This is a genomic window from Cardiobacterium sp. (assembly GCF_057314735.1).
Map to the genome: position 1 here is coordinate 68,163 of NZ_DBHKZK010000060.1, position 20,690 is coordinate 88,852.

At 61.9% G+C, this 20,690-nt stretch carries 20 protein-coding genes; 16 read left to right on the forward strand and 4 right to left on the reverse strand.

What is annotated here, in order from left to right; all coding sequences use genetic code 11:
• The first annotated feature begins 47 nt into the window (after positions 1-47).
• The 12 genes from mraY (at position 48) to ACO54Z_RS08655 (ending at position 13,556) form a co-directional block, all read left to right on the forward strand.
• The gene (gene mraY, locus ACO54Z_RS08600; protein ID WP_485996637.1) at positions 48-1,130 is read left to right on the forward strand and encodes a phospho-N-acetylmuramoyl-pentapeptide-transferase; all 1,083 of its coding nucleotides are present in this window, start codon (positions 48-50) and stop codon (positions 1,128-1,130) included.
• Between the two features lie 9 nt (positions 1,131-1,139).
• The gene (gene murD, locus ACO54Z_RS08605; protein WP_485996638.1) at positions 1,140-2,450 is read left to right on the forward strand and encodes a UDP-N-acetylmuramoyl-L-alanine--D-glutamate ligase; all 1,311 of its coding nucleotides are present in this window, start codon (positions 1,140-1,142) and stop codon (positions 2,448-2,450) included.
• Positions 2,441-3,679 (forward strand): putative lipid II flippase FtsW, encoded by a 1,239-nt coding sequence (ftsW, locus tag ACO54Z_RS08610; RefSeq protein WP_485996639.1) that lies wholly within the window; start codon positions 2,441-2,443, stop codon positions 3,677-3,679. Before murD ends, ftsW begins: the two co-directional genes overlap by 10 nt.
• 11 nt (positions 3,680-3,690) lie before the next feature.
• On the forward strand, positions 3,691-4,785 hold the full coding sequence (murG, locus tag ACO54Z_RS08615) for an undecaprenyldiphospho-muramoylpentapeptide beta-N-acetylglucosaminyltransferase (RefSeq protein WP_485996640.1): 1,095 nt from the start codon (positions 3,691-3,693) through the stop codon (positions 4,783-4,785).
• Complete coding sequence (gene murC / locus ACO54Z_RS08620) at positions 4,782-6,221, forward strand: UDP-N-acetylmuramate--L-alanine ligase (protein WP_485996641.1); 1,440 nt, start codon at positions 4,782-4,784, stop codon at positions 6,219-6,221. Before murG ends, murC begins: the two co-directional genes overlap by 4 nt.
• Positions 6,214-7,134 (forward strand): D-alanine--D-alanine ligase, encoded by a 921-nt coding sequence (locus tag ACO54Z_RS08625; protein ID WP_485996642.1) that lies wholly within the window; start codon positions 6,214-6,216, stop codon positions 7,132-7,134. Before murC ends, ACO54Z_RS08625 begins: the two co-directional genes overlap by 8 nt.
• A 7-nt stretch (positions 7,135-7,141) precedes the next feature.
• Positions 7,142-8,635, forward strand: coding sequence for a cell division protein FtsQ/DivIB (locus tag ACO54Z_RS08630; protein ID WP_485996643.1), 1,494 nt, complete (start codon positions 7,142-7,144; stop codon positions 8,633-8,635).
• Positions 8,632-9,849, forward strand: a complete 1,218-nt coding sequence (ftsA, locus tag ACO54Z_RS08635; protein ID WP_485996644.1) for a cell division protein FtsA — start codon at positions 8,632-8,634, stop codon at positions 9,847-9,849. Before ACO54Z_RS08630 ends, ftsA begins: the two co-directional genes overlap by 4 nt.
• Before the next feature lie 29 nt (positions 9,850-9,878).
• Positions 9,879-11,054 (forward strand): cell division protein FtsZ, encoded by a 1,176-nt coding sequence (ftsZ, locus tag ACO54Z_RS08640; protein WP_485996645.1) that lies wholly within the window; start codon positions 9,879-9,881, stop codon positions 11,052-11,054.
• 6 nt (positions 11,055-11,060) lie between these two features.
• Complete coding sequence (lpxC, locus tag ACO54Z_RS08645; protein WP_485996646.1) at positions 11,061-11,984, forward strand: UDP-3-O-acyl-N-acetylglucosamine deacetylase; 924 nt, start codon at positions 11,061-11,063, stop codon at positions 11,982-11,984.
• Between the two features lie 116 nt (positions 11,985-12,100).
• The gene (locus tag ACO54Z_RS08650) at positions 12,101-12,796 is read left to right on the forward strand and encodes a glutamine amidotransferase (protein WP_485996647.1); all 696 of its coding nucleotides are present in this window, start codon (positions 12,101-12,103) and stop codon (positions 12,794-12,796) included.
• 19 nt (positions 12,797-12,815) lie between these two features.
• Complete coding sequence (locus ACO54Z_RS08655; protein ID WP_485996648.1) at positions 12,816-13,556, forward strand: DUF4261 domain-containing protein; 741 nt, start codon at positions 12,816-12,818, stop codon at positions 13,554-13,556.
• 291 nt (positions 13,557-13,847) lie between these two features.
• Here ACO54Z_RS08655 and ACO54Z_RS08660 read toward each other — a convergent pair whose 3' ends face one another.
• On the reverse strand, positions 13,848-14,720 hold the full coding sequence (locus tag ACO54Z_RS08660; protein WP_485996649.1) for a LysR family transcriptional regulator: 873 nt from the start codon (positions 14,718-14,720) through the stop codon (positions 13,848-13,850).
• A gap of 101 nt (positions 14,721-14,821) precedes the next feature.
• Here ACO54Z_RS08660 and ACO54Z_RS08665 point away from each other — a divergent pair, with 101 nt between their 5' ends.
• From ACO54Z_RS08665 to ACO54Z_RS08675, 3 genes are all read left to right on the forward strand, one after another.
• On the forward strand, positions 14,822-15,037 hold the full coding sequence (locus tag ACO54Z_RS08665) for a DUF896 domain-containing protein (RefSeq protein WP_485996650.1): 216 nt from the start codon (positions 14,822-14,824) through the stop codon (positions 15,035-15,037).
• Between the two features lie 25 nt (positions 15,038-15,062).
• Positions 15,063-15,935, forward strand: coding sequence for a pirin family protein (locus ACO54Z_RS08670; RefSeq protein WP_485996651.1), 873 nt, complete (start codon positions 15,063-15,065; stop codon positions 15,933-15,935).
• A 241-nt stretch (positions 15,936-16,176) separates the two neighbouring features.
• Entirely contained in the window at positions 16,177-16,530 is a 354-nt protein-coding gene (locus ACO54Z_RS08675; protein ID WP_298080566.1) for a hypothetical protein, read from the forward strand.
• An 83-nt stretch (positions 16,531-16,613) separates the two neighbouring features.
• On the opposite strand, the gene ACO54Z_RS08680 is transcribed toward ACO54Z_RS08675, so the two are convergent.
• The 3 genes from ACO54Z_RS08680 to ACO54Z_RS08690 are packed head-to-tail and all read right to left on the reverse strand — an operon-like array spanning position 16,614 to position 18,747.
• The gene (locus ACO54Z_RS08680; protein ID WP_485996652.1) at positions 16,614-17,057 is read right to left on the reverse strand and encodes a hypothetical protein; all 444 of its coding nucleotides are present in this window, start codon (positions 17,055-17,057) and stop codon (positions 16,614-16,616) included.
• Positions 17,058-17,090: 33 nt separating this feature from the next.
• Positions 17,091-18,272, reverse strand: a complete 1,182-nt coding sequence (locus ACO54Z_RS08685; protein WP_298080564.1) for an amino acid aminotransferase — start codon at positions 18,270-18,272, stop codon at positions 17,091-17,093.
• A complete protein-coding gene (locus ACO54Z_RS08690) occupies positions 18,265-18,747 on the reverse strand; it encodes an RDD family protein (RefSeq protein ID WP_485996653.1) in 483 nt (160 codons plus the stop codon). Before ACO54Z_RS08690 ends, ACO54Z_RS08685 begins: the two co-directional genes overlap by 8 nt.
• Positions 18,748-18,888: 141 nt before the next feature.
• On the opposite strand from ACO54Z_RS08690, the gene ACO54Z_RS08695 reads away from it, so the two are divergent.
• Positions 18,889-20,688 (forward strand): L,D-transpeptidase family protein, encoded by a 1,800-nt coding sequence (locus ACO54Z_RS08695; RefSeq protein ID WP_485996654.1) that lies wholly within the window; start codon positions 18,889-18,891, stop codon positions 20,686-20,688.
• Positions 20,689-20,690 lie beyond the last annotated feature (2 nt).

A 20,690-nucleotide genomic window follows, 5' to 3' on the forward strand; every position in this document is an offset into this window, starting at 1 on the left:
CTAAACTATCCCCAACTCACCACGCCCAACCCAAAGGAATCCACCCCATGCTCTACCTCCTCGCCGACTGGTTCAGCAGCTATTTCACCCCGCTCAACGCCTTTACCTATCTCACCTCGCGCGTCATTTTCGGCGCGCTGACCGCGCTTCTCTTGTCCATCGGCTTTGGCGGGCGGATGATTGCGCTGCTGCGCCGCCTGCAAATGGGGCAGTACGTGCGCGATGACGGCCCGCAGACGCATCTGAAAAAGGCGGGGACGCCGACGATGGGCGGCGCGCTCATCATTTTGAGCGTCTGCACCGCCATGCTCCTCTGGGCGGATTTGCGCGTCAAATACACCTGGATTGCGCTGTTCGTCATGCTCGGTTTCGGTGTGGTCGGCTGGATTGACGATTACCGCAAGCTGATTCTGAAAGACCCGCAGGGGCTGCGCGCCAAGCACAAATACGCGCTGCTGTCGCTCGTCTCGCTCTTTACCTGCATCTGGCTTTATGTGAGCGCCGCTTCGCCGGTGGAAACGACGCTTTATGTGCCGTTTTTCAAGAACCTGTCATGGCAGATGGGCTGGCTGTTCCTGCCGTTTGTCTATTTTGTCCTGACCGGGGCGAGCAACGCGGTCAATCTCACCGACGGCCTTGACGGCCTTGCCATCATGCCCGTCGTTCTCGTCGCGGGCGGGCTCGCGGTGTTCGCCTATATTTCCGGCAGCCCCAATTATGCGAGCTACCTGCACCAGCCGGTGTTGCCCGGCGTGGGCGAAATGGCGGTGTTTTGCGCGGCGATTGCCGGGGCGGGGCTGGGTTTTCTCTGGTACAACGCCCACCCGGCGCTGGTGTTTATGGGCGATGTCGGCGCGCTCTCGCTCGGCGCGGCGCTCGCCACCGTCGCCGTCGCCATCCGTCAGGAACTGGTTTTTGCGCTGATGAGCGGTATTTTTGTCGCCGAAGCGCTTTCCGTGATGATTCAGGTCGTCTCTTACAAAACGCGCGGCAAGCGGGTCTTCCGCATGGCGCCGCTGCACCACCACTTTGAACTCTCCGGCTGGCCGGAATCGCGCGTGACCATCCGCTTCTGGATAATCACCGTGATTTTGGTGCTGATCGGACTCTCTACCCTGAAACTCCGCTGAGGGAACACTATGGATACGCTGACCAGCAAATTGCGGGCGCTTGCGCTCGCCGAACCCGTTTACGTTATCGGCATGGGCGCTTCCGGCCATGTCGCGCTTGACCTGCTGCGCGAGGCGGGCTACGACGCCATCGGCCTCGATGAGCGCCTCGACGAGCGCCGCATCGAAAAGCGCAATTTTGACGACCCGCAGGCGTTCGCCGGTGCGGGCACGCTGGTGGTCAGCCCCGGCGTGGATCGCCGCCGCGCCGCCTTTGCCAACAGCTACGCCTTGCAAATCAACGATGTGGAGCTGTTCGCCCGCTTGAATGACAAGCCGGTGCTGGCCGTCACCGGCAGCAACGGCAAATCCACCGTCGTCACCCTGCTCGCCGCCGCGCTCAACCACGCTGGTTACAAGGCGAAGCTCTGCGGCAACATTGGCCGCCCGGTGCTGGACGCCCTCTTTGACGGCGAAGACGCCGACTGCTACGTCATCGAACTCTCCAGCTACCAGCTTGAGCTCTGCCCGACGCTCTATCCGCGCGTCGCCGCCGTCTTGAACGTCACCCCCGACCATCTCGACCGCTACGACGATTTCGCCGCCTACGCCGCCGCCAAGGCCAATCTGGTGCGCCAGTCCAGCATCTGCATTCTGAACGGCGACGACGAAGCCTGCGTGGCGATGGCCGAGGACGGTCAGAACATCATTTACTACGGCAGCTCCGCCACCCTGCCCAACCGCGTCGAAGGCGGCAAAATCTGGCTGCACGGCCACGCGGTGCTGGACGTGAACCGCCTCCGCCTCGGCGGCGCGCACAACCACGCCAACGTCCTCTGCACCCTGCTCATGCTCGAAGCCTACGGCGTCGCGCCGCAGCAAGTGCTGGCCGCGCTGGAAACCTTCGCCGGACTGCCGCACCGGATGCAGCTTGTTTCCGAAGAAGGCGGGGTGCGCTGGTACGACGATTCCAAGGCGACCAACATCGGCGCTGCCGCAGCCGCCTTGGCCGGGATTGACGGCGCGGTGGTGCTGATAGCGGGCGGGGTCGGCAAAAACCAGGATTTCTCGCTGCTCGCGCGCGAATTACAGACGGCCAACTTGCGCGGCGTGCTGCTGATTGGCGTCGATAACCGCGACATGGCCGCCGCCTTCACCGCCGCCGGTATTGCCTTTGAAGATTGTGGCACGATGGCGAAAGCCGTGGCGCGCGCCCGCGAACTGGCGCAGCCGGGCGACAGCGTGCTGCTCGCGCCCGCCACCGCCAGCTTTGACCAGTACAGCGGCTACGACGCGCGCGGCAACGATTTCGCCTACGAGGTGACGGGCTTATGCCGCTGAAAACGGGGCAACTACTGCCTGCGCCGCGACAAAAACTGATTGCGGCGCAGCACATTGACGCCTTTCACCACAGCCAGAAACAGGCGGACAACCGCTGGCAGGGGCTGGAATTTCCCGACATTTGGCTGCTCTTTGCCTGGCTGGCGCTGATTGCCATCGGCATGGTGATGGTGACTTCGGCTTCCATGAGCGAGGCGGTCGGGCATAACAGCGACCCCTATCACTACACCTTCCGCCAGGGGGCTTATTACGTCATCGGCCTGTTCGGCGGCTGGGTCATCTTCAATATGCCGACGCACCAGCTCTACCAAATCTCCGGCTGGCTGCTGGCGTTCTCCTTCATCCTGCTGCTGATTATCTGCGTGCCGGGAGTCGGTGTTTCCGTCAATGGCGCGCGCCGCTGGCTCAACCTGCCCTTCATCAACCTGCAAGTGGGCGAAATGGTCAAACTGGCGATGACCCTCTACGCCGCCGCCTTCCTCTTTCGCAACACCGCCAAGCTGGACCAGCAGTGGTGGCCGATGGTGCAACTGTTGATTATCACTGGCCTTTTCGCGGTCGTACTGGTGCTCCAGCCGGATTTCGGCACGACGATGGTGATGGTGGCCACCGTCCTCGGCATGATGTTCATGGCGGGGGTAAACCTGTGGCGCTTTGGCATCTTCTTCGCCGTGGTCGCGGCGCTGATGGCGGGCGTGCTCGTCGCCGCGCCGTACCGCGTCAAGCGGCTGCTGACCTTCCTTGACCCGTGGTCGCACCAGTTTGACGAAGGCTACCAGCTGGTGAACTCGCTCATCGCCGTCGGCAGCGGCGGCCTCTTTGGCAGCGGCCTGGGGCAAAGCGTGCAGAAGCACGACTACCTGCCGGAGGCGCATACCGACTTCATCTTTGCCATCATCGCCGAAGAATTTGGCCTCTTCGGCGCGCTGGTGGTGATGGCGCTGTTTGTGCTGCTGGTGTGGCGCGCCTTTCACATCGGCTACCTCGCCGACCGTGTCCGTCGCCGCTTCGCCAGCCTGGTTGCCTATGGCATCGGCCTCATCATCGCCATTCAGGCGCTGGTCAATATCGGCGTCACCACCGGCACCCTGCCGACCAAAGGGCTGACCCTGCCGCTGGTCAGCTACGGCGGCAGCTCGGTGGTGATTGTCTGCATCTCGCTCGGCATCCTCGCCCGCATTGATGCAGAAAGCCGCTATCTGGCGAAACGGGAAGGAATTATCAAATAAAGGAATGCACCATGAGCAAACTACAAGGCAAAACAGTTTTGATGATGGCAGGCGGTACCGGCGGACACGTCTATCCGGCGCTGGCGGTGGCACGCGCGGCAACGGAGGCGGGTGCGACGGTACACTGGCTCGGCAACGCCGCCGGCTTTGAAGGCAAAAAAGTGCCGGAAGCGGGCTACGCCTTCCACGACATCGCCGTCAAGGGCTTGCGCGGCAAGGGGCTCATTGGCTGGCTCAAGGCGCCGTTCATGCTGGCGCGCGCGCTATGGAAGGCAAAAGCGGTGCTGCGCGCGGTCAAGCCGGACGTGGTTATCGGCATGGGCGGTTTTGCCGCCGGGCCGGGCGGGCTGATGGCGGCGCGTACCGGGATTCCGCTGGTCATTCATGAGCAGAATGCGGTCACAGGCCTCACCAACCGCAAGCTGGCAAAACACGCCCGCCGCGTCCTGCTCGCCGACAGTCGTGCCGCCGCCAAAATGGGATTAAGCGAGGGCGAGTACGTTGTCACCGGCAATCCGGTACGCGCCGACATCGCCGCCGTGCCCGCCCCGGCGCAGCGTTTTTTGGGGCGGCTGGATGCCATCCGCCTGCTCGTCCTCGGCGGTTCGCAGGGGGCAAAGGCGCTGAACGAACTCGTGCCGCAGGCGCTGGCGCTGTTGCCGGAAGATACGCGGCCACAGGTAGTACATCAGGTCGGCGAACGCTGGCTGAATGAGACCCGCGCCGCTTATGCGCAGGCGGGTGTTAGCGCCGAAGTCGTCCCCTTTATTGAAGACATGGCGGCCGCCTATGCGCACGCCGACTGGGTGATTGCCCGCTCCGGCGCGCTGACCGTCGCCGAAGTGGCCACCGTTGGCTTGGCCGCGCTGTTCGTGCCGTTCCCCTATGCCGTCGATGACCATCAGACGGCAAACGCGCAGGCGCTGGTTGATGCGGGCGCGGCGACGGTGGTGCAACAGGCGGGTTTGACGCCACAGCGCCTCGCCGAAATCATCGCCGCGCAGCATGAGCGCGGCCTCTTGCTCAAACAGGCGGATCGCGCCCGCAGCCTCTCACACGCGCAGGCGCTCGCCAAAATTATCCAGGAAATTGAGACCTTACTATGAGTGCAGACCTTCATTTTGGCCGCATCGAACGCCGTCAGATGCGGCGGGTGCGCAATGTCTTTTTCGTCGGTATCGGCGGCGTCGGCATGAGCGCGATTGCCGAAGTGCTGATTACGCTGGGCTATACGGTGAGCGGTTCCGACCTGAAACCGTCCGCCAATACCGACCGCCTCGCCGCCAAGGGGGCGAAGCTGTTTTTCGGTCACGCGGCGGAGAATGTGAAAGATGCCTCTGTCGTCGTCACCTCGTCGGCGATTGACCCGGCCAACCCGGAAGTGTTGCGCGCGCGAGAGCTCGGCATTCCGGTCATCCGCCGCGCGGAAATGCTGGCGGAGCTGATGCGCTTCCGTTTCGGCATCGCCGTCGCCGGTACGCATGGCAAAACGACGACCACCAGCCTGATTGCCTCGATTCTCGCCGATGCCGGACTCGACCCGACCTTTGTCATCGGCGGCGTGCTCACCGCCGCAGGCAGCAATGCCCGCCTCGGCGACGGGCAATATCTGGTGGCGGAAGCGGACGAATCCGACGCCTCCTTCCTCCATTTGCAGCCGATGATGTCGGTTGTCACCAATATTGACGCTGACCACCTCGAAAACTACGGCGGCAGCTTCGATAATCTCAAGCAGGGCTTTGTCCGCTTCCTCCACAACCTGCCCTTCTACGGGCTGGCGGTGTTGTGCATCGACGACGAAGGCGTGCAGTCCATTCTCGGTGACGTCGGCCGCCCGGTGCGCACCTACGGCTTTTCCGAGGCGGCGGACGTGCGCGCGGTGAACGTGCGCCAGGTCGGGCTGGAAATGCACTTTGACGTGGTGGACAAACAAAGCGGCGAGACCTTGCCGCTGGCGCTCAGTATGCCGGGCAAGCACAACGTGCTGAACGCACTCGCCGCCTTCATCATCACCAGCGAGCTGGGGCTGACCCGCGCCGAAATCACCGCCGGACTGGCGCAGTTCAAGGGCGTTGGCCGCCGCTTCACCCATCACGGCATCATTGAGCACGAACACGGCCGCGCCGAAGTGTTTGAAGACTACGGCCATCACCCCAACGAAATCCGCGCGGTATTGCAGGCGGCAGCGGAAGGCTTCGCCGGGCGGCGCATCTTCGCCGTGTTCCAGCCGCACCGCTACACCCGTACCCGTGACTGCCTCGACGATTTCGCCGAAGTGCTGTCCAACTGTGAGGCGCTGGTTTTGACCGACGTTTACAGCGCGGGCGAAGCGCCGATAGCCGGGGCGGATTCGCGGGCGCTGGCGCGTGCCATCCGTGCGCACGGCAAGGTGGAACCGGTGCTGATTGCCGACAAGGCGGCGATTAACCAGCAGCTCTACGACAACCTCCTCGCCGATGGCGACGTGGTGATTTACTTCGGCGCGGGCGACATTGGCCGCGTCGCCAAAGACATGGCAACGGAGCATGGCATCCATGAATAACGAATATGGCAAAGTCGCCGTGCTCTACGGCGGCACCTCATCCGAACGCGAAGTATCGCTGGCAAGCGGCGCGGCGGTACACGAAGCATTGGTCACGAGCGGCGTGGACGCGCACCTGCTCGACACGCGCGACCATCAGGCGCTCTTTAACCTGAAAGCGCAAGGTTACGCCCGCGCCTTCATCGTCCTGCACGGCAGGGGCGGCGAAGACGGACAAGTACAGGCGATTCTCGACTGGCAGGGCATCCCCTACACCGGCTCCGGCGTGCTTGCCTGCGCGCTGGCGATGGACAAAGTGCTGACCAAGCGCGTCTGGCAGGCATCCGGCCTGCCGGTACAACCGGACGTGGTCATCGACGTCGCCACCACCTACGACGAACTGGTCTTGACCCTCGGCGCGCGCCAGTTCGCCATCAAACCGGCGCTGGAAGGCTCCAGCGTCGGCGTCAGCCGCGTGACGAACCAGGCGGAGCTGGTCGCCGCCTACCAAAAAGCGGGCGGTATCCGCGAAAAAGTGATGGCAGAGCCGTGGGTGGCCGGACGCGAACTGACCTACCCTGTGGTCGGCGGGCGGGTGCTGTCCGGCATCGAAGTGACGGCGAGCGCGGCGCACCTCTTCTACGATTACGACGCCAAATACCTCGCCGAAGACACGCGCTACCTCTGCCCGCCGCCCATTGACGCGGCGCTGGACGGCAAAATCCGCGAGCTCACCCGCCGTGCCTTTGACGTCATCGGCGCCAAAGGCTGGGCGCGGGTCGATTTCATCCTGGATGGCGACAACCGCCCGTGGCTCTTGGAAATCAACATGGTGCCGGGGATGACCTCGCACTCGCTAGTGCCGCTGGCGGCACGCACCGACGGCATGGATTTCGCCGCGCTCGTGCTGGAAATCCTCGCGCAAACCCGTTGAGAAGCGCATGGCCAGCCCGCCGAACAACCCCTGGCTGCACCGTTCCTCGGTCAGCGTGCCACGCGAACGCCGCACCACCTGGCAGATGGTGCGCCTCGCGTTCGAGTGCGTGCTGATCGCCGGGCTGCTGATCGCCATCGCCGTCACCGCTTACAACATCTACCAGCGCGTGCTGCAACAGAACCTCTTTCCGCTGAAACGGGTCATCATCCGCGAGCCGCTGCGCTACGGCGACATGGGCGAAGTCAGCGAAATCATCCGCAACCACCACCAGCGCGACCTGATGCACATGGACGTCGCCCTGCTCGCCGACGAAATGCAGCGGCTGGACTGGATTGCCAAGGCGAGCGTCTATAAACGCTGGCCGGATGCGGTCGAAGTCGAACTGGAAGAGCGGGTGCCGGTGGTGCGCTGGGGCGGGAGCGCCTACCTTGATGCGGCGGGCGAACCCTTCTCCATCCCGGACAACGACAAACTGCGCCAACTGTTTACCCTGCACGGGCCGGACGGCTACGAAAAACAAGTCTTGCAGTACTACCAGCTCATCGCACCGTGGTTGGCATCACAACACCTTGAAATCAAAGAACTGCTGCTGGATCAGCGCCTCATCTGGCACGCCCGGCTCGACAACGGGCTGGACGTCATCCTCGGTCGCGACCAATTGAACGAGCGCCTGAAAAAACTGGCAGTCGTCAACGCCAAAGTCATCGAACCCTACCAGCGCTACATTGACGCGATTGACCTGCGCTACCACGACGGCTTCTCGGTGCGCTGGAAACCGGGAGTCAAACCCGTCACCGCCGAAAAAAACACCGCACGCAGCGGCGGCCAGCCCAACGTGACCATGATCAGAAACGAAACGGCGGAAGCCCCTGCGGCAGAAAAAGCGCCGGTCAAGGCGGCAGCAAAAGCGGTCGCCAAAAACAAACCCGTCGCCAAAGACAACAAAACGGCGACGAAACCTGCCGTGGCAGACAAAACCCCAGCCAAAGAAAAACCGGCAACCACGGAAAAAACGCCGCCCAAAGAAACCAAAGAAAAAGCCGTCGCCAAAACGGCGCCTGCGGAAAAACCGGCGGCCAAAGAAGGCAAAGAAAAACCCGCCGCTACAGAAAAAACACCCGCCAAAGAAAACAAAGAAAAAACCGCCGCCAAACCGGCTGCGGCAGAAAAAGCACCGGCCAAAGAGAATAAAGAAAAAACCACCGTGAAAACGGCACCTGCCGAAAAAACGCCTGCCAAAGAAGGCAAAGAAAAAACCACCCCCAAAACGGCGCCTGCAGAAAAAACGCCCGCCAAAGAGAACAAAGAAAAAACTGTGGCCAAAACGACGCCTGCCGAAAAAACGCCCGCCAAAGAGAGCAAAGAAAAAACCGCTGCCAAACCGGCACCCGCCGCCAAAACAGCGCCTAAAGAAACCAAAGAAAAAACAGCGGCGAAGCCTGCAAGCGCCAGCAAACCTGCCCCCAAAGAAAAAGAACCCGGAACAGCCAAAAAATGAAAGAAATCCTGAAAGTCGCCCTTGACGTCGGCAGCTCGCGCACCCGCCTTACCGTCGCCAAAATCGGCAACCAAGACAGCGCCTTTGAAATCCTCGGCTGCGGGGTTTCCAATGCGGGTACCCTGAAAGCGGGCATCGTCACCAACATCCCGGCCATCACCACCGCCATTGACCAGGCGCGGGAAGTCGCCGAACAAGAATCCGAATTCAAAATAAACAGCATGGTGCTCAGCATCGGCGGCGAACACATCCTCGGCGTCAACAGCGACGGCCGCACCCCCGTGCGCAACCGCCGCGTCAGCGAAAGCGACATCTCCCGCGCCATGCTGCGCGCGCGCCATCCGGCCAGACGCGAAGCGCTGCACACCCTGCACGTCCTGAAACAACAATTCCTCGTCGATGGCCGCCCCGACATCGTTGACCCGCGCGGCATGGTCGCCGACGAACTCGAAGCGCGGGCGCACATCATCAGCGCGCGCCGCTCGCTCGTCACCAACCTCTGCCAGTGCGTACGCAACGCAGGCATGGAAATCGAAGGCGTCATCTACGCCGGACTCGCCTCCGGCTATGCCGCCAGCAGCCCTGAAGAACGCGACCTCGGCATCTGCACCGTTGACCTCGGCGCGGGCACGGCGGACATCATGCTGTGGTGGCACAACCAGCCGGTACACGCCGCCTCCCTGCCCGTGGGCGGCGAACAAGTATCGAGCACCCTCGCCACCACCCTGCGCGTGCCGCGCCAGACTGCGGAAATGCTCAAACGCAGCTACGGCGCGCTCTACAGCAAATACTACCATCACACCCGCATCTCCCTGCCCAGCACCGGCCACCTGCCCGACCGCTACATCGCCAGCAATGACCTGGTCGAACAAATCGCCGCCAGTTACCAAAAAATCTTTGCCAGCATTGGCAAAGAATTGCAACGCGCCGGATTGCGAAAAATGCTTGATGGCGGCATCGTCTTTACCGGCGGCGCGGCACAAATGCCGGGACTTGCCGAAATGGCGGGCGAATTTTTCAACTGCCCGGTGCGCGTATTCATCCCGCCGCCAATTCCCGGCCTGGACGAATATCTGCAAAACGATGCCGGCATGACCACAACCCTCGGACTGCTCTATATGCACCAGTATCCCGTCGAGGATTACCTTTGGGCGAGAGAAGAAAAAGACGGTATAATCCCGGGCATCAGAAATTTCCTAAAGCGTTATTTATAACGGCGAAATGACACACAAGAGGTAAACACATGGCTTTTACAATCCAGATGGACGAGACCGACAACACATCCCCCGTCATGATCAAAGTCATCGGCATCGGTGGCGGCGGATGCAACGCGCTGAAACAAATGATGGACTTTGACCTGCACGGCGTAGAACTGATTGTGGCCAATACCGACAAACAGGTATTGCAGGAAAACCCCATCCAGAACAAACTGCAACTCGGCGTCAAAACCACGCGCGGCATGGGCGCCGGCTCCAAGCCGGAAGTCGGACGCGCCGCCGCCGAAGAAGACCGCGACAAAATCCGCGACGTGCTGAACGGCGCCGACATGGTCTTCATCGCCGCCGGCATGGGTGGTGGCACCGGCACCGGCGCCGCTCCGGTCATCGCCAACGTCGCGCGCGACATGGGCATCCTCACCGTCGCCATCGTCACCAAGCCGTTTACCTTTGAAGGAATGCCACGGATGCGCAAGGCCGAAGCTGGGCTGGAAGTGCTGAAAAGCGAAGTCGATTGCCTCGTCATCATCCCCAACGACCGCATCTCCGCCGTCATGGGCGAAGACGCGACCCTCATCGGCTCCTTCAAAACCGTTGATAACGTCCTGCGCGACGCGGTGTACAGCATCGCCACCATCATCCAGAAACTGGGCGTCATCAACACCGACCTCGAAGACGTCAAAACCATCATGAGCGAACGCGGCATCGCGATGATGGGCTCCGGCGAAGCCAAAGGTGAAGACCGCGCCCGCGCCGCCACCGAAAAAGCCATCTCCTCGCCGCTTTTGGAAAACATCGAACTCGCCTCGGCACGCGGCCTGCTGGTCAACGTCAGCGCCAGCTCGGACATCAAGACCACCGAATACCAGACCGCCTGCAACGTCATCTACGACATCATCGACCCCGAACAGGTCAACCTCAAAATCGGCCTCATCATTGACGACAACATGGGCGACACCCTGCGCGTCACCGTCGTTGCCACCGGCATCGAAGGCAGCGATGACAGCGGCCTCTTCGGCGGCAGCAGCGGCTACACCAACGCCAACGAACTCTTCGGCATTCGCGCCACCGCCAGCAGCGAGCCGCTCGCCCCGTCGCGCAACCCGGCCGAAGAACGCGATCCTTACCGCGACGACTACACCGACAGCGACAACAGCGGCGGCTTCAGCCTCTCCAGCCTGCTGCGCAAACGCACCCGCTAAACGCGCATGGCCAGACAGCGCAGCATCCGTGACGCCATTGCCGGCTCCGGCATTGGCGTCCACAGTGGCAGACGGGTGGACATCCGCCTCCTGCCCGCCCCCGCTGACAGCGGCATTACCTTCCGCCGCAGCGACCTTGACCCGCCCGTAGAAATCCCGGCACGCGCTGCCCTCGTGCGCGACACCCAGCTCTGCACCGCGCTCGTGGACGAACATGGCGTGCGCGTCGCCACCATCGAACACCTGATGTCGGCACTCGCCGGCGTTGGCATCGACAACCTCATCATCGAGCTGACCGCGCCGGAAGTCCCCATCATGGACGGCAGCGCCGCGCCCTTCGTTTACCTGCTGCAACAGGCGGGCATCCGCGAACAGGACGCCGCCAAGCGCTTCATCCAGATATTGGAACCGGTAGAAGTGCGCGAAGGCGACAAATGGGCGCGCCTCTCGCCCTTTGCCGGCTGCCGCTTCGATTTCTCCATCGAATTTGACCATCCCGTCTTTCGCCACCGCAACAACCAGACCCGGCTTGACTTCTCCAGCCGCCGCTACATCCGCGACATCAGCCGCGCCCGCACCTTCGGCTTTCTGCGCGACATCGAATACCTGCAAAGCCACGGCCTGACACTCGGCGGCGGACTGGACAACGCCATCGTCGTTGACGACTACCGCGTCCTTAACGAACAGGGGCTGCGCTTTGACGACGAATTTGTACGCCACAAACTGCTTGATGCCGTCGGCGACCTCTACCTGCTCGGCGCGCCGCTCATCGGTCACTACGAAGGCCACAAATCCGGGCATGACCTCAACAACAAACTCTGCCTCGCCCTGCAAAACGCGCCGCAAAGCTGGTGCTGGACCGAACTCGACCGTGACAGCGCCATCGAAATCGATTACGGCGAAAACTACCCGCTGCCGCAGGCGGGCTGACCATACACCGACAGGCTCCCTCCCCCTGTGGGGGAGGGCTGGGGTGGGGTTACTTGCAGCCATCCTGATACCGCTTACTTTTAACCATCCGTTTCATCGCACCACCCACAAAACCCATGCCCATCACCATCCTCCGCCTCGGCGCGCCCAGCGCCGAAACCTGCGCCCGCCTTGGCGGTTACGAAGACTGGATCGCCCAAAACCTCACTACCGCGACCCGCAGTATCGACATCATCGGGGGCGAAGCACCGCCCACGCACGCGGACTGCCGCGGCGTCATCCTCACCGGCTCGGTGCACATGGTGGGCGAACGCCTGCCCTGGAGCGAAGCACTGCGCCCGTGGCTACAAGAAGCGGTCGCGCGCGAACTGCCCGTTTTCGCCATCTGCTACGGCCACCAACTGCTTGCCGACGCCTTCGGCGGCACAGTAGGCGCGAACCCCAACGGTGCGGAAATCGGCAACATCACCCTGAACCGCCTGCCCGCCTGCGACGACGACCCGCTCTTTGCACCGCTACCCGCAACCTTTAGCGCCAATGCCTGGCACAGCGAAAGCGTCTTGCAGCTGCCGCCCGGCGCGGTGCCGCTGGTTGCCAACGCGCACGACCCGCACCACGCCTACCGCCTCGGCAAAAACGCCTGGGGCGTCCAATTCCACCCCGAATTTGCCCAAGAAGGCATGCGCGCGGGCATCGCGCAGAACCGTGCGCACATCGCCGATGCCGATGCGCTGATCGCCGCCGTTCCTGCCGCCCAACCGCACGCGACCGCCCTGCTACAACGCTTCGCCCAACTGGCGCTCAACGCCTAACCACCACAAAGGAACCCCCATGTCTCACGCCCAAGGCTTCGTCCTCCTCAAAGAAAACCGCTTCGACAGCGCCGCCTTCCTCCGTACCCTGCAACAAGAATGGGGCATCGCTCCTGACGACGACGGCATGCCGCTCGGCGGCGAAATGCTCACCTTCAACATTGCAGGCAACCTCTGTGCCGTCAGCCTCATGCCCGCGCCCATCCCCAACCATGAAGCCGAACAGGCCGCCGCCTACAACTACTACTGGTCGGAAGCGGTAGAAACCACGCGCCAGCACCAGGCACATCTGCTCGTCGTTGTCATGCCGACCGGCGGTAGCACGGCAGCGGAGTTGATGCAGCTCTACAGCAAAATCATCAGCAGTTGCCTGGCGGATGCGAACGCGCTCGGCGTGTACACCTCCGGCACCGTCTTCGCCCCCGACTTCTACCGCACCTTTTGTGACGCCATGCACCAGGGCGAGCAGCCCGTTCCCGTCTGGGTCTTCATCGGCCTCTATGCGGATGAGGGCGGCAACCACGCCTACACCATCGGCATGACACAATTCGACAAAATGGAGATGGAAATCCGCGCCAGCCAGCACGACATGAACGACATCCACAGCACCCTCACCGGCATCTGCGCCTACCTCATCAGCGGGAACATTACCCTGCACGACGGCGAAACTATCGGCTTCTCCGCCGAACAACAACTCGCCATCAGCCGCTCGCCCGCCATCGCCGGCGGTGCCGAAGAAACCCTGAAAATCGCCTACTGAGCGCGGCATACTCTGAAGCGGTAGGCAACCCGGACAAACGGGAACGGAACGACCTGCGGGTGCTCACGGTTTTCGGCTCGCCAGTCAAACGGCCAGGCGGTGCAATACTGTATTGAGGCTTTAGGTACTATTTATAGCCATCCACCGAAAGCCCCATTACGGTGTTGCGCCGTCTGACCGGGCCTAAAAAATGGCGGAGCCATTTTTTAGGGAAACCCGCGCCGTATCCAGATACTGTCTCAGTGGCGCGCCTTGTATAGAACTTTGTGAGTATCACTATAAGTTCCGGCCTCAACCATCCCTGCCAATCTCCGCCAACCAATCGACAAAACTGCGCACCGTTGGCACCAGTCCGCGATTCTTGTAATAAAGCGCGGAGAGCGACAACGGCTCCGTCGCCCATTCCGGCAGGACGCGCACCAGCCCCGCCGTCAGCACGGGCACATCCGGCAACAGCGCAATGCCCGCGCCTGAAGCCGCGAGGCGCGCCAGCAAAAAAGCATCATTGGCGCTGACCCGCTTCGGCGCGCGCAGCGGGTAGCGCTCATTCCCGCGCCGCAACAGCGCCTCCGCGCTGTCCGCCTTGAACAGCAGCGGCTGCCCTGCCACATCCGCCGGGTGCAACAGCGGCGGTTGCGCCGCCAACCAGTCCGCGCTGGCATAGAGGCCAAAGGCGAACGTGGTCAGCCGCCGCGCCACCACATCATCCAGCGCCGCCGCGCCGATACGCAGCGCGACATCAATCCCGTCCTGAATCAGGCTGATGCGGCGGTTATCCATCACCACTTCCAGCGCCACCTCCGGGAAGCGGCGTAAGTAATCCGGCAAATGCGGCTCCAGAAAACCGCGCTGCACCTCGACCGATACCGACACGCGCAACACGCCCTTCGGCGCATCCAGACACTGGCGTACGCTGCCAACCGCCTGCCCGGCACAATCCAGCATCATCTGCGCGTGGCGGTAAAAGCGCTCACCGAGCGCATTCAGGCGCACGCCGCTACGGGTGCGGTCCATCAATTTGCTGCCGAGCGATTCCTCCAGCGCGGTGAGGCGGCGGCTCAGACGCGACTTTGGCACACCGAGCAATTCCGCCGCGCGGCTCAAATTGCCCGCCTGCACCGTCGCCGCGAACAGCGCAATATCGTTCAAGTCAGTACGTTCCATCAATGCAACCTTTTGTTTGAAAAATCCGTATTGTTCCAAAAATGTGCCACGCATACCATACGCGCATCGCCTGAGAGAGCAGGCATCCCATGGAGAATACGATGAAAACCAAAGAACTTGACCGCATTAACGCCCTCGCCCGCATCGCGCGTGAACGCCCGCTGACCGCTGATGAAAGCGCCGAACGCACCTCCCTGCGCCGTGGCAACGTCAATACCATGCTCGCCACCGCGACGGTCATTGACCCCGAAGGGCGTGATGTGACACCTGGCAAACTGCACGCCGCCCAGGCCGCCGGCATCATGCAATATCTCTAACCCGTTCAAAAACAAGGAGCATTCCATGCTACGCCACATTACACAAATTCATACCGCCCCCGCCCGCCACTGGGTCGGCGACGGCTTCCACGTCTCCCCGCTCTTTAGCCATATGCAGGGCGACAAACACTCCAGCCCCTTCCTCATGCTCGACTACGCCATGCCGCAACACTTCGTACCGAACGAAACGCCCCGCGCGAAAGGCGTCGGCGCGCACCCGCACGCGGGCTTCGAGACCGTCACCCTCGCCCTGCAAGGCGAAGTCGCACACCGCGACAGCAGCGGCAACGGCGGCACCATCGCCCCCGGCGACGTGCAATGGATGACCGCCGGCAGCGGTGTCGTCCACGAAGAATTTCACAGCGAAGCCTTTAGCAAAACGGGCGGCACCTTTGAAATGGTGCAACTCTGGGTGAACCTGCCCGCCGCGCAGAAAAACACCGCGCCCGCCTACCAAAGCCTGCGCGCGGCGGACATCCCGCTGGTCAAACGCGACGACGGCAGCGTCCGCCTCATCGCGGGCAAACTCGGCGACACGAGCGGCGCGGCACACACCCATAGCGAGCTGAACGTCTGGGAAATCAACCTGCCCGCGCACGGCACGATGACCCTGCCGGTGCCGGAAAACCACAACCTGCTGCTGGTCGGCCTGCATGGCGACACCCGCCTCAACGACAGCGACACCCTGCACCCCGGCGAACTCGCCACCTTCGCGGAAAACGGCGACAGCATCCGCCTCACCGCAGACGCAGAAGACGTCAAACTGCTGCTTTTGAGCGGCGTGGCGATTGACGAACCCGTCGCCGCTTACGGCCCGTTCGTAATGAATACCCGCGGAGAAATCCTACAAAAAATCCAGGCGTTCAACAGCGGTAAATTCGGCGGCTTGCACGCCTGAACCGGCAAGAAAAACGCCACGGTCACGTGGCGTTTTTGCTTTCAGTGGTGGTTCTGCAGCTATACGGTTTCAAATACGCGACGGATTTTCACCGGGAGAACCGCAGGCCGTCCGCCGCAAGCAGCGGCAGATTTTTTGTCTGCTTGTTGCTTGTTCTCTCTGAAATTTTTCGCCGAACCGCCTGTAAAAGCGGCGTATAATCAGCAAAATCTTTTTCTCATCCCTCATTCAAGGAATCATCATGAAAAGTCTGGAAAATTTCCTGAAAACGCTCCGCAGTACCACCATTTACGAGAAGCAGGATTTGTTCAGCGGTATCGGCCAGTTGCTCAAGTCCAACGCGGCGCTGATTACGGTGCTGTCGCTAATCAACAAATGTCCGCGCAGCCGCATTATCGCTTACACCGCCGAGTCCCTGCCGCCGAAAGCCTACGCCGAGCTGGTTGAGCACGCCAAGGTTGCGATCAGCCACAGTTCGCCGATACAGCAATCCATCCATCGCGATGTATATATTGCGGAAAAAGGCGATGTGGATTGGCTGATGATTATTCAGGAAGGCGAGGGCGACGACGCGAATTTTCTGGTTTTTTATTGAGTCACCGAAACCAGCGCTGGAAGGCGTTGTACGGGCGATAAAAAACGGCTGCCGGGGCAGCCGTTTTTGTTGGGGTTCAACGGTTATTTTTTGATTTTCCAGTTGTTTTTGCCTTTTCCTTTGGTCAGGCGGATTTTGCCGTCTTTGCTGGCATAGCCGCCCTTGCTGCTGTTCAGGATCACACCGTCCTGCAGATCGGCGGCGAAGACTTCGGCCTGTTTTTTGTCTGCCGAGAGGATGACGTACACGGCGAGGGTGTCGTTTGCCGGGTCTTGCAGGGTGATGTCGGCGATGTCAAAGATTTGTACGCATTCGTTGCGCAGGTTCGACCAGGTTTGTCCGGCAGAAGGCAGGCAGCCGTGCGCATCCTGGTCGCCGCCAACGGCTGGTGCCTGTTCGGCGGCCTGTTGTTGTTCGGCGCTCATTTCCGGCGGTGCCGGTGCCGGGTCGGCGGGCGGGGTTTTTTCGCTGCCACCACAGGCGGCGAGCAGGCTGGCGAGGCTGGTTGCGATCAGCAGTTTTTTCATGTTGTCTCCATGGTTGTGGGTGAATCGGTGGGGTCAGAGTACGGCTTTGACGGCGTCAGCGAGGCGCTGCACGTCGTTTTCGCTTTTCATGCCGGCGATGTTGATGCGGCCTTCGCCGACCATATAGACGGCGTAGTCGTTGCGCAGGCGCTCAACGCGCTCTTTGCCGAGCGGCAGCAGGGTGAACATTCCCCGGTGCGAGCGAGTGATGAAGTTCCAGTCGCCACCGTGGCGGTTCAGGGCGTCGGCCAGTTGTTGGCGGCGCAGGCGGATGTAGGCGCTGACTTCGTCCAGCTCTTTGACCCAGTCGGCGCGGAGGCTGCTGTCACCGAGGATTTCGGCGACGATGGCGGCGCCGTGGTCGGGCGGCATGGAGACCATCGCCCGGCTGGCAACGGCGAGGTGGCTGCGCAGGGCATCGGCGGTGCGGGCATCTTTGGCGATGGTGAGCACGATGCCGACGCGCTCGCGGTAGAGGCCGAAGTTTTTCGAACAGGAGGCGGCGATGAACAGGGTTTCCAGGGTGCTGGCGAGTTTGCGCACGCCGTAGGCGTCCGGCTCAATGCCTTCGCCAAAGCCGAGGTAAGCGAGGTCAACGACGGGGAGGAAGCCGCGACGGGCGGCGATTTCCGCGACTTTGTCCCAGTCGGCCGGGGTGAGGTCGGCGCCGCTGGGGTTGTGGCAGCAGCCGTGCAGCAACACGATGTCGTCCGGCCCCATTTTTTCCAGCGCGGCGAGGAAGGCGTCCACGTTGACGATGCTTTTTTCGCGGTCGTAGTAGGGGTAGCTGTTCACGCCAAAGCCGCAGGCGCCAAAGATGGCGTGGTGGTTGCCCCAGGTGGGGTCGGGCGTCCAGAAGCGTTTGCCGGGGGCGATGGTGCGCAGTACTTCGGCGATGATGCGCAGCGCGCCCGTGCCGGCCACGGCCTGGTTGGCGCGAATGCGGTTCGCGTCGTAACTTTGGCCGAGGATGAGCGCGGTCATGTAGTCGTTGAAGGTGTCGAGGCCATTGACGCCGACGTATTTTTTCGTGGTCTGCCGCTGCCAGATGCGCTCCTCTGCGGCTTTGACGGCGCGCATTACCGGGGTCTCGCCGCTGGTGTCCTGGAAGATGCCGACGCCAACGTCGATTTTTTCCGGGCGCGGGTCGTCGCGGCAGAGTTGGGAGAGTTTGAGGATCGGGTCGTCCGGCAGTTTTTCGACGGTTTCAAACATCTTTCTTTTTCCTTTTTTTCTTGGGGGAAGGGTAAGGGTTGGTCGGCAGCAGGTAGAGCCGTGTGCGCGACAGGCGGTCGTAGAGGGTGCGGCCGTCCTTGTCGAGCGCGCGCCACCATAGCCCGATTCCCGCCGGGGCGCAAGTAATCAGGGCGCAGCACCAGCGCAAGAATGCACGTTTGCCGCCGATGGCATGGCCGTTTTCGTCGGTAACGGCGAGGCGCCAAGCGCGCATACCGAGCGTCTGCCCCTGTTTGCTCCAGAAATAGACGTAGAAGCCGATCCACACCGCGAGCAGGGCAAGGCGCAGCGCCAGCAGCAGCGCGCCGCCGGTAATCGCCTGCCCCTTGCTGATGATGAGGAAGATGAAGCCGACGCCAATCCAGCAGGCGGCGAGGAGGAAGCTGTCGTAAAGCATCGCCGCCAGTTGGCGCATGAGTGGTGCGGGGCGGGCATCGGGAACGGTATGCGGCATGGATTTTTTCCGGGCTGAAAGCCGTATGCTAACACGGCGCGAACGCCGTCCGGCGCGGCAATTTTTTTGCCATGCCCGGCGCGTTTACCGTTAAAATAGCGCGGTTTTTTCTCCCCGTAATCTCTTTTTCAGGAATCGTTCATGACTTCTTTTTTACGGCACCGCATCGCCATGATTATCGGCCTGTGGCTGCTTAACGGCAGCGCTTTCGCGCAGGAACCCGTTGATGAGGCGCTGTTTGACGAGGCGCCGCCTACCATCGCCGACAATCTGCCAACTGACCCCAATGCGGCCGCCGCCGAACTCGCCGAATCCGAATCGGTCGGCATACTGAAACCACTGCCGCCGGAAGAAACACCGGTACGCCAGCCGACCATCCAGCAGGAAATGCGCCCGTTCAACAGCCGCCGCATTGACCTGGTGGAAGCGTTGGTGCAAGAACCGAAAGAAGTCACCTTCAACGGCAAGGTGTACCCGCTGAAAAACCCCGACCGCGTCCGCCTCTTCTACGAAAACGAACAATACCCGACCATCTGGACGCAGGAAAACAAACTGCTCGACAACTTCGCGCCGCTGCAACGCCTCATCGCCGACGCGCCGCAGGACGCCTTGCCGCCCGCGCGCTACCACGACGCCGTCATCAACAGCCTGCAAGCAGGCGCGGAATACGGCGACATCATCGCCGCCGAACTGCTGCTTTCCGACGCCTACCTGACCCTTGCTGGTGACCTCGCCAACGGCCTCGTCAACCCGCGCAAAACCCAGCCCGAATGGAACGCAGAAAAAGTCAGCGACGAAGCCTTGGGCGAAATGCTCGCGAGCGGTATCGTCTCTGGCGACATCGAAACCGCCGTGCGCAGCATCAATAACAACAACCCGCGTTACCTCGCGCTGAAAAACCGCTACAACGCGCTCAGCGGCAACAAAACCGCCGCGCCTGCCGCCGCCAACAGCCAGCCGTTGCCCAAAATCACCCTGCAACAGGGTACAAACGACCCCGCCGTCGCCATCCTGCGCGACAAACTGGGCGTACCCGCCGCTGATGGTGACAACAACTACTTCGACGGCGACCTCAGCGAAGCCGTCATCGCCTACCAGCAAAGCCACGGCCTCAAGGCGGACGGCATCGTCAGCGGCAAAACCCGCAACCTGCTCAACGGTACCCCGAAAAACAGCGGCGGCAACGCCAACGCCGACCGGCTGATGATCAACATGGAACGGCTGCGCTGGATGCCGCAGGACATCGGCGACAGCTACGTCCTCGTCAACATTCCCTCCTACTACGTCAAAATGTACCGCGGCGACAAAGAAATCTACGCCTCCAAAGCCGTGGTTGGCCAGCCCGAACGCCAAACCCCGGCATTCACCGACAAACTGCGCCACATCGTGATGAGCCCGACCTGGACCGTGCCGCCGACCATCATGAAAAAAGACAAAATCAACAAACTGCGCAGCAACCCCGGCGCCTTTGACGGCAACTTTGAAGCCGTCGTTGGCGGGCGCGTGCTGCGACCCAGCGCGGTGGACTGGAGCACCCCCGGCGCCACCGGCTACCGCCTGCGGCAAAAACCCGGCCCGCGCAACGCCTTGGGGCGCGTCAAATTCCTCTTCCCCAACAAACACGCCATCTACCTGCACGACACACCGAGCAAAAGCCTGTTTAACCGCCCCAACCGCGCCTTGAGCTCCGGCTGCGTCCGCCTGCAAAAACCCGAAGAATTTGCCAACGTCCTCCTCAAAAACACCAACTGGTCATCCGAACGCATCAAAAAAGCAATGAACCAGGAAAAAGAACAATGGGTCAACACCCCCGAACAGACCCCAATCTACCTGGTGTACTGGACCACCTGGAGCGACCCGGACGGCAACATCCAGAACGCCGACGACATCTACGGCAAAGACAGCGCCCTGCTGCAACAATACAAAAAAGCGCTGAACTAAGG